Raw genomic sequence first — 7,962 nt, forward strand, 5'->3', positions numbered from 1 at the left:
GGGGTGGGGACCGCCGGCCGCTGGCCTACAATCCGAAGATGCGAATCGTAACCCGCGCCGCGGTGCCCGGCGTCCTGCTGGCGGCCCTGTTTTTTGCCAACAAAGTTGGCCATTACATGCTGGTGACCTCTGAGCTGGATGAAGCAAGCGATACCCGCACCTACACAGTGGTGGGCCAGGTGTTTTTCAGTTCCTCGGAAAAATTCACGGAATCCTTTGATTTCAAGGAAGCAGTCGATAATGTGGTCATTGATCTGAGCCGGGCCCATTTCTGGGATATCACCGCAGTCGGTGCCCTGGACAAGGCGGTCATCAAGTTCCGCCGGGAAGGCGCGGAAGTTGAGGTTATCGGGCTGAATGAAGCCAGTGCCACGATTGTTGACCGCTTTGGCGTGCACGACAAGCCGGACGCCGTTGACCAGCTGATGGGGCACTGACATGACACAGACCAAGGAATCCAACAGCGATCGCAGTCAGAATAACAATCACAAGGATCATGAAGGCGAGGTTGAGATGTTACGAGTAGTTGCCTGTATTGATGGCTCCCAGGCGGCGCCGGCGGTTTGCGATTACGCAGCCTGGGCCAGCAAGCACATGGAAACGCCCATGATGCTGCTGCACGTGCTGGACGAGGAACGTTATCCGGCGGAGCCGGATCTGGCTGGCAACATTGGTCTGGGCAGCCGTGAACAGCTGCTCGAAGACCTGGCAGAGCTGGACCGCAAGCGCGCCAAGCTGGCCCTGGAACACGGCCACCACATGCTGGACGAAGCGGCAAAGCGGGTCAGCGAATCCGGTATCAATGACGTGGTGCAGCGTCAGCGCCATGGTGACCTGACCGAGTCTCTGCTGGCGCTGGAGAATCAGACCCGCCTGCTGGTCATGGGGCTGCACGGTGAAAGCAGTTCCGAGCGTGACACCCACATCGGCAGTCAGTTGGAGACGGTGATTCGCAGCATGCACCGCCCGATTCTCCTGGTGCCGGACGACTATACCCAGCCCCGCAGCGCCATGCTGGCCTTCGATGGCAGCGCTACGGCGTTCAAGGGCGTGGAATTGCTGGCTGGCAGCCCGGTTCTGAAAGGCATGCCGTTGCATCTGGTGATGGTTGGACCGGACACCAACGACCGCTGGGAGCAGCTCAGGAAAGCCGAGAAAATGCTGGCAGGTCTGGAATCCGAGATCACTCTGGCGATCCGGGCCGGGGATGTGGAACCCGCGTTGCACGCCTACCAGGAAGAACACGACATCGACATCCTGGTGATGGGCGCCTATGGGCACTCCCGCATCCGTCAGTTCCTGGTGGGCAGTACAACCACCACGATGCTGAAAACCGCCAAAAAGCCCCTGGTGGTGCTTCGCTAGGTTACTTCCTGGGCCAATTCGGCCAGATAGGCCATCGCCGCGCGGTGGCCTTGCTGATACCCCAGATCCAGCTTGTTCAGATCCGTGGTCAACCGGCTTACCGGAAAATCCTCCGGTGGCGCGATAATCCGGAGCCGGCAGTCCTCCGGCGGATTTCGAATGAATTCCAGTGTCTCGTTGTATCTTTCGCCCCGCCGGATTATGGCCTCGGCGAGCCCCGGTTGCTCCCGGAACATCCGCTTGGTGAGCGCCGGAAACGCCAACGGCTTCTTCTCATAGCCCAGCGGTCGGGAAAGCACCACCGTGATATCCCGGGCTCCCCGGCGATAGGCCTCCGCAACCGGAATGGAATCGGCAATTCCGCCATCACTCATGGGCTCGTCCTCCACTCTTGGATAATCACGGTAGGCCAGGGGAATGGAGCAGGAGGCGGTGAGCACGTTGTGGATGTTCTGGTCGTCGACCGGAAAATACCGGGCCTCACCGGTCACCACCGACGTGGTTGCCACCCAGAGTTTGGTGGTGCCAGACAGGTAGCGTTCCAGATCGAGTGGTACTTCCTGGTAAGACTGATGCCAGAGCCAGTGAACATCGCACAAATGCCCGCCCTGGAAGAAACGCCCTCAGTTGATGAATTCCGGCCGACAGGCGTGGTCGGTGATTACTCGATGATTTCGGCCGTGATGGCCGCAGAGGTAGCCGATGAGATTGGTTGAGCCCGCGGAGACGCCCCAGGCTTCCGTGAAAGGCTGATGCCGCTTTTCGAGAAAGGCATCGAGTACGCCGGCGGCGAAGATGCCGCGCATGGCGCCACCTTCGACAACGAGGGCATTGCTGGTTGTGGTGTCACTGTGGGTCTGGAGCATCCGTTCCCCCTATCTTGTGTGTTCTCCGGTCATGCCAATACATGAACTCAGCTTACCAGTTCGACGGTCGCTTTGGGCAGTCGGATGTGCCCTCAGGCGCTGTTGCCGGCCGCCACACCCGAAGCCCAGGCCCACTGGAAATTATGGCCGCCGAGGTGGCCGGTCACGTCCACCACCTCACCGATGAAATACAGGTTTGGCTTCTCCAGCACCGCCATGGTTTTGGAGGAGAGCTGGCGTGTATCCACACCCCCCAGGGTAACCTCTGCCGTGCGGTAGCCCTCGGTTCCCGCCGGCTTGATCGACCAATGGCCGAGGACATCGGCAACCTGCTCAATATCGCTGTTCTTGTAGCCCTGCAAGGGACCGGTCCAGCCCTGCAGTTCGTTGAAGGCCTGGGCAAACCGTTTTGGCAGGTGCTGGGTCAGGTAGTTTGCAATGGTTGACTGCGGGCGGGTTTTCCGGAGGTTCAGCAGGTCATCCTTGATGCGGCAGGCCGGCAGCAGATCGATGGCCAGGCTGTCGCCCGGCTCCCAGAAACTGGAAATCTGGAGCATCGCCGGGCCACTGAGCCCGCGATGGGTGACCAGCATCGGTTCCCGGAAGTGCTGGTCATGGCACTGCACGTCAACGGGACAACTGACACCGGACAAAGGCGCGAGCTGGTCTTTCAATTCCGGCTGCAGGGTAAAGGGTACCAGGCCCGCGCGGGTGGGAAGTATGTCCAGCCCGAACTGCTCGGCTACCCGGTAACCGAATGCGGTGGCGCCCATGGTGGGAATCGACAGGCCACCGGTGGCGATCACCAGGGATTCACAGGTGAGATCGCCGGAGCCGACGCTCAGGCGGTAGCCGCTGTCGATTTCGGTAATGCGGTCGACCGTTGTTTTCATTCTCACTTCTGCTCCTGCCCACTCGCATTCGGTCAGCAGCATGTTGAGGATATCCTTGGCGCTGTCCTTGCAGAACAACTGGCCAGGGGCTTTTTCCTCATGCTCAATGCCGTGCCGGTCTACCAGTTCCAGAAAATCCTGGGGCGTGTAGCGCTTGAGTGCGGAAATGCAGTAGTGCGGGTTGTCCGACAGGAAGTTGGCGGGCGTGCTGTTCAGGTTGGTGAAGTTGCAGCGGCCGCCGCCGGACATGAGGATTTTCTTGCCTGGCTTGTTGGCGTGGTCCAGCACCAGCACCCTGCGGCCGCGATAGCCGGCGGTTGCCGCACACATCAGGCCCGCCGCGCCGGCGCCGAGGATGATTACGTCGTACTGTGATGCTGAAACTGCCGTCATACTGCCCGCCGTTGGAAAGAAAACGGCGGGCAGTATACCAGTCTCAGGGCAGGTAGACGGAGCCTTCCATGAAGAATGCAGCCTGGCCGGCGATGTCGACCCGATCCCCCTTCAACTCGCAGTGCAGCACGCCGCCCCGGGCTGAAACCTGCCGGGCGTCGAGCCGTGTCTTGCCCAGTTTTTCTGACCAGTAGGGCACGAGCACGCTGTGAATGGAGCCGGTAACCGGGTCTTCATCAATACCGGCGCCCGGAGCGAAATAGCGGCTGACGAAATCGCAGTTGTTGCCAGGTGCGGTGATGATCAGCCCCTGATTGCCGATTTGCTTGAGTTTGCGCAGATCCGGTTGAGCAGATCGCACGGCGTCCTCATCCCTCAGAACCACCATGTAATTGGTGTCGTTTGGAACAAAAAACGAAGCATCAGGCGCGTTATCCAGGGCTTCCCGAATCAGTGCCGGCGTGCTCTGTTCCTCGAAAGCCAGATTCGGGAAATCCAATACCAGCCAGCCATCATCGGCCTGCCGGACGGAGAGTGGGCCGCTTTTGGAGCGAATGCGAATCTGATCTTTGTCCCAGCCAAGTTTGTTGAAGATGACCCAGGCGCTGGCCAAAGTGGCGTGGCCACACAAGGGTACTTCGATGCCCGGAGTGAACCAGCGAATGTGGAAATCGGCTTCGTCCCCCTCAGGCAGCTGCACGAAGAAGGCGGTTTCGGAGAGGTTGTTCTCAATGGCAAGCGAGAGCATGGTTTCGTCCGGAAGCCAGCTTTCCAGCGGCATGACCGCGGCCGGGTTGCCACCGAAAATCTTGCTGGTAAAAGCATCAACCTGGTAAATGGGGTAGGTCATGGCTGTTCTCCTGATGGGCGGTTTCGACTGATGATAACGCGCCTGGGGGTGCCGTACCGAGTCGTTCTTGCCGTTCAGTTCTTTTCCCTGCGCAGGTCCAGCGGGTCGAGCAGCCCGGTGGCAATGGCGGTGCCGGTCACATCCGGCAGGCGATCGGCGCCCAGGCGTTTCATGACTCGTGCCCGGTAGAGATCAATCGTCTTGACACTGACATCCAGCTGTTCTGCGATTTCCCGGCTCGTGTAGCCCTGGGCCAGTGGCAGGAACACGTCCCGTTCACGGCGGGTGAGGGTGGCCAGCAGGGCTTCGGTTGCCTCATCACCCTGCAACTCTGGAGCGGACTGCTGATGTTCCTGCAGCGCCTGTTGGACGCTGTCCAGGAGCAGTTGTTCATTGAACGGCTTCTCGATGAAATCGAAGGCCCCGGACTTGAACGCCCTCACCACAATGGGAACGTCGGCGTGCCCGGAGACAAAGATGATCGGCAGGTCCAGCCCCCGCTTCTGAAGCTCCTCCTGAACGTTCAGGCCGCCCAGCCCGGGCATCCGCACATCCAGAACCACGCAGCCCGCTTTCTTGTTGCCAACCGCATCCAGGAATTTCCGGCCGTCGCTGTAGGCTTCCACGTTCAAGCCGACCGATTCCAGCAACCACTGGGTGGATTCCAGCATGCCGGCGTCGTCGTCAACCACATAGACGGTGGTGGCTTCCGGTGTCGCTTGATCACTCATCTGGCTGCATCTCCGTGTTCGAGGTTCTGTTCTTGTGGCCCGGGCTGGCCGGGAAACGGCAGATCAGGGAGAGTCCGCCCGTTGCTGCCGGCCTGGCGTCCAGGAAGCCTCCAAAGCCTTCGATAATCGAACGGCTCATCGAGAGCCCGAGGCCAAGCCCCTGGGGCTTGCTGGTGTAGAACGGCTGGAACATCTGGCGGATACCCTGCTCATCCAGGCCCGGGCCTTCATCAGTGACTTCAATCAGGGTTTCGTTCTGGTCGTTGATGCAGGTGGTTATGACGATCTGCGCGGGTGCATTCCGGGTTTCTTCCTCGCGGGCTTCAACAGTGGCTTCGATACCGTTGCGGATCAGATTGATCAGCACCTGTTCCAGCAGCACCGGGTCGGCGGTGATGACGGGCGCACAACAGGCCAGATTCTCTCGGATCTGCACCTTGTTTTTCTCGGCCTCCCATTGGCAAAGACGGGCGACATTGCTGACGACTTCGTTCAGTGCGATTGGTGCGGTCCGCTTCTGGCCCTTGCGCAGGAAAGCTCGCAAACGTTTGATGACCTCCGAGGCCCGGTTGGCGTGGTGAACAATCTTCTGGAGGCCGTCGTCCACTCGATCGAGGCATTCGGGATTGGTTCGGGCGCCTTTGAGATAGCGCTGGCTGGCGCTGGCAAAGTTCACGATGGTGGCCAATGGCTGGTTCATCTCGTGGGCAATGCTTGAGGCAAGCTCCCCCAGAGTGGCGAGCCTGGCGGTGTGGGCGAGTTCGTCGGCCAGCCTGCGGTTGTTCTCCTCGGACTCTACCCGGGCGGTGATATCCCGGGATACGCTGATGACCTCAATCACAGCGCCAGTGTAGGTTTCCCGAATGGCCCTGCTGGCAATCTCGAACCAGCGGCGGGAACCGTCCCGGTGAATAATCTCCAGAGTCATGGTGGCGTAGCCGTCGTCCCGTAGCTGGTTGCGGGTTTCAGCCAGCTTCTGAACCACCTGATCGCCCCGGAAAATTTCTTCCAGGGGCTTACCCCTCAGTTCTTCCGGCCAGTAGCCCAGCAGCCGCCAGGATGCGGGCGTGGCATCGATAAACCGTCCGTCCGGGGCATGGCGGGAAATGAGGTCGGTGGTGTTCTCGGTAATCAGCCGGTAAAGACGGTTGGAGCGGGTCGCTTCTTCCCGGTTGATGATTTCGTCTGTAGCGTCTCTGGCCCGCGCCAGAACCGTCGAGCTCCCGATATCGGGGACGAACGTCCACACCAGGAAACGCTCGGTGGTGTCTGCCGGAATTCTGGCTTCCACATTCTCGATCGATCGTTCCTGCTCCAGGGACGACTTCACAAGCGCCTGAACGTTGACCGGCAGCAGATGGAACAGCGAGGTCAGGTTGGCGTTCTGGCAAAGATGATGGCTGGCCAGGTTGCCCTCCAGAACGCTGCCTGTCGCATCCAGGATCAAACCGGGTTGCGGGTCGGCGTCATGCAAACTAAATACACTTGGAGTGGAAAAATCGTTCATGGCTTATCGTTATAGTAAATTAACTATAATACGTTGGTATAGTTTCTAGTGTTTTTGCTATCCAATACTATTCTGACCAGCCCGAAGTATAGCTAGTTTAGCGATATTCCTGAATACGCCATAAGAACAACAGTACTCAAGAGGACCACGCAATGACCTCGATATTTGATCAAGGCCTGGCGCCCGTCGACGCCAACTACGCCGTCCAATCTCCCGTTGATTTCATCGAACGTACCGCCACGGTTTACCCGGAGTATCCCGCCGTCATTCACGGGGCCATCCGTTACAACTGGGCGCAGACCTACGAACGTTGCCGCCGTCTGGCATCAGCCCTCAAAGGGCGCGGCATCGGACGCGGTGATACCGTTGCCGTCATGCTTCCGAATATTCCCGCGATGGTGGAAGCCCATTTCGGGGTGCCCATGATTGGCGCGGTGCTGAACACCCTGAACGTTCGCCTGGACGCTGAGGCCATCGCCTTCATGCTGGATCACGGTGAGGCCAAGGTTGTGATTGCCGACCGGGAGTTCGGTGAGGTGATCAGGGACGCCGTCAGCCGGCTGGACACCAAGCCGCTGGTGATCGATGTGGACGATCCCGAGTATGGCGAGGGTGTTCAGGTCAGCGATCTGGACTACGAGGCGTTCCTTCAGGAAGGGGATCCGGTATTCCAGTGGAGCTTCCCGGAGAACGAGTGGGATGCGATCTCTCTGAACTACACCTCCGGCACTACCGGCAATCCAAAAGGTGTGGTCTATCATCACCGTGGCGCCTACATCAATGCCATCGGCAACCAGACAGTCTGGTCCATGGACATGCACCCGGTGTACCTGTGGACCTTGCCGATGTTCCATTGCAACGGTTGGTGTTTCCCCTGGACCATCACCGCCATGGCCGGCACTCACGTCTGCCTGCGCCGGGTTGATCCCGAGAAGATTCTGCAGCTGATCCGGGATCATCAGGTTACCCACATGTGTGGCGCCCCGATTGTGCTTAACGCATTGCTGAACGTGCCGGAATCCGCCAAGGCCGGCATTGATCACGACGTGAAGTCCATGACAGCAGGCGCGGCACCCCCCGCCCAGGTCATTGGTGCCATCGAGGAAATGGGCATCCAGGTGACTCACGTTTACGGTCTGACCGAAGTCTATGGCCCGGTAACCGTTTGTGCCTGGAAATCCGAGTGGGATGCGCTGCCACTGCATGATCGTGCCCGGAAAAAGGCCCGTCAGGGCGTTCGTTATCACACTCTGGCAGGCACGATGGTCGGCGACCCGAACACCATGGAGCCAGTGCCCAAAGACGGCAAAACCATCGGTGAGATTTTCCTGCGCGGCAATACGGTGATGAAGGGCTA

General features: G+C 59.5%; 9 protein-coding genes. 3 read left to right on the forward strand and 6 right to left on the reverse strand.

Annotated features, from left to right (window positions below; all coding sequences use genetic code 11):
- Together B2W52_RS21615 and B2W52_RS21620 are read left to right on the forward strand one after the other, a co-directional pair.
- Nucleotides 1-437 (forward strand): STAS domain-containing protein (locus B2W52_RS21615; protein ID WP_286804047.1); only part of this gene is annotated, 437 nt, incomplete at its 5' end.
- Between the two features lies 1 nt (nt 438).
- Nucleotides 439-1,365: a universal stress protein gene (locus B2W52_RS21620; protein ID WP_053114766.1), complete on the forward strand. Its 927-nt coding sequence runs from the start codon at nt 439-441 to the stop codon at nt 1,363-1,365.
- On the opposite strand, the gene B2W52_RS21625 is transcribed toward B2W52_RS21620, so the two are convergent.
- From B2W52_RS21625 to B2W52_RS21650, 6 genes are all read right to left on the reverse strand, one after another.
- Nucleotides 1,362-1,964, reverse strand: coding sequence for a patatin-like phospholipase family protein (locus B2W52_RS21625; protein WP_273069182.1), 603 nt, complete (start codon nt 1,962-1,964; stop codon nt 1,362-1,364). The two genes, B2W52_RS21620 and B2W52_RS21625, sit on opposite strands and share 4 nt — an antisense overlap.
- A 24-nt stretch (nt 1,965-1,988) precedes the next feature.
- Nucleotides 1,989-2,231, reverse strand: coding sequence for a patatin-like phospholipase family protein (locus B2W52_RS21630; protein ID WP_273069183.1), 243 nt, complete (start codon nt 2,229-2,231; stop codon nt 1,989-1,991).
- 92 nt (nt 2,232-2,323) lie between these two features.
- Nucleotides 2,324-3,517, reverse strand: coding sequence for a BaiN/RdsA family NAD(P)/FAD-dependent oxidoreductase (locus tag B2W52_RS21635; RefSeq protein WP_008170557.1), 1,194 nt, complete (start codon nt 3,515-3,517; stop codon nt 2,324-2,326).
- 43 nt (nt 3,518-3,560) lie between these two features.
- A complete protein-coding gene (locus B2W52_RS21640) occupies nt 3,561-4,367 on the reverse strand; it encodes a PhzF family phenazine biosynthesis protein (protein WP_286804048.1) in 807 nt (268 codons plus the stop codon).
- Nucleotides 4,368-4,441: 74 nt separating this feature from the next.
- Nucleotides 4,442-5,098 (reverse strand): response regulator transcription factor, encoded by a 657-nt coding sequence (locus B2W52_RS21645; protein ID WP_008170554.1) that lies wholly within the window; start codon nt 5,096-5,098, stop codon nt 4,442-4,444.
- Complete coding sequence (locus B2W52_RS21650; protein ID WP_286804049.1) at nt 5,091-6,605, reverse strand: PAS domain-containing sensor histidine kinase; 1,515 nt, start codon at nt 6,603-6,605, stop codon at nt 5,091-5,093. Before B2W52_RS21650 ends, B2W52_RS21645 begins: the two co-directional genes overlap by 8 nt.
- A gap of 152 nt (nt 6,606-6,757) precedes the next feature.
- On the opposite strand from B2W52_RS21650, the gene B2W52_RS21655 reads away from it, so the two are divergent.
- A partial coding sequence (locus B2W52_RS21655) for an AMP-binding protein (RefSeq protein WP_286804050.1) occupies nt 6,758-7,962 on the forward strand: 1,205 nt, incomplete at its 3' end.

The organism is Marinobacter sp. UBA2498, assembly GCF_002341575.1.
Classification (GTDB): domain Bacteria; phylum Pseudomonadota; class Gammaproteobacteria; order Pseudomonadales; family Oleiphilaceae; genus Marinobacter; species Marinobacter manganoxydans.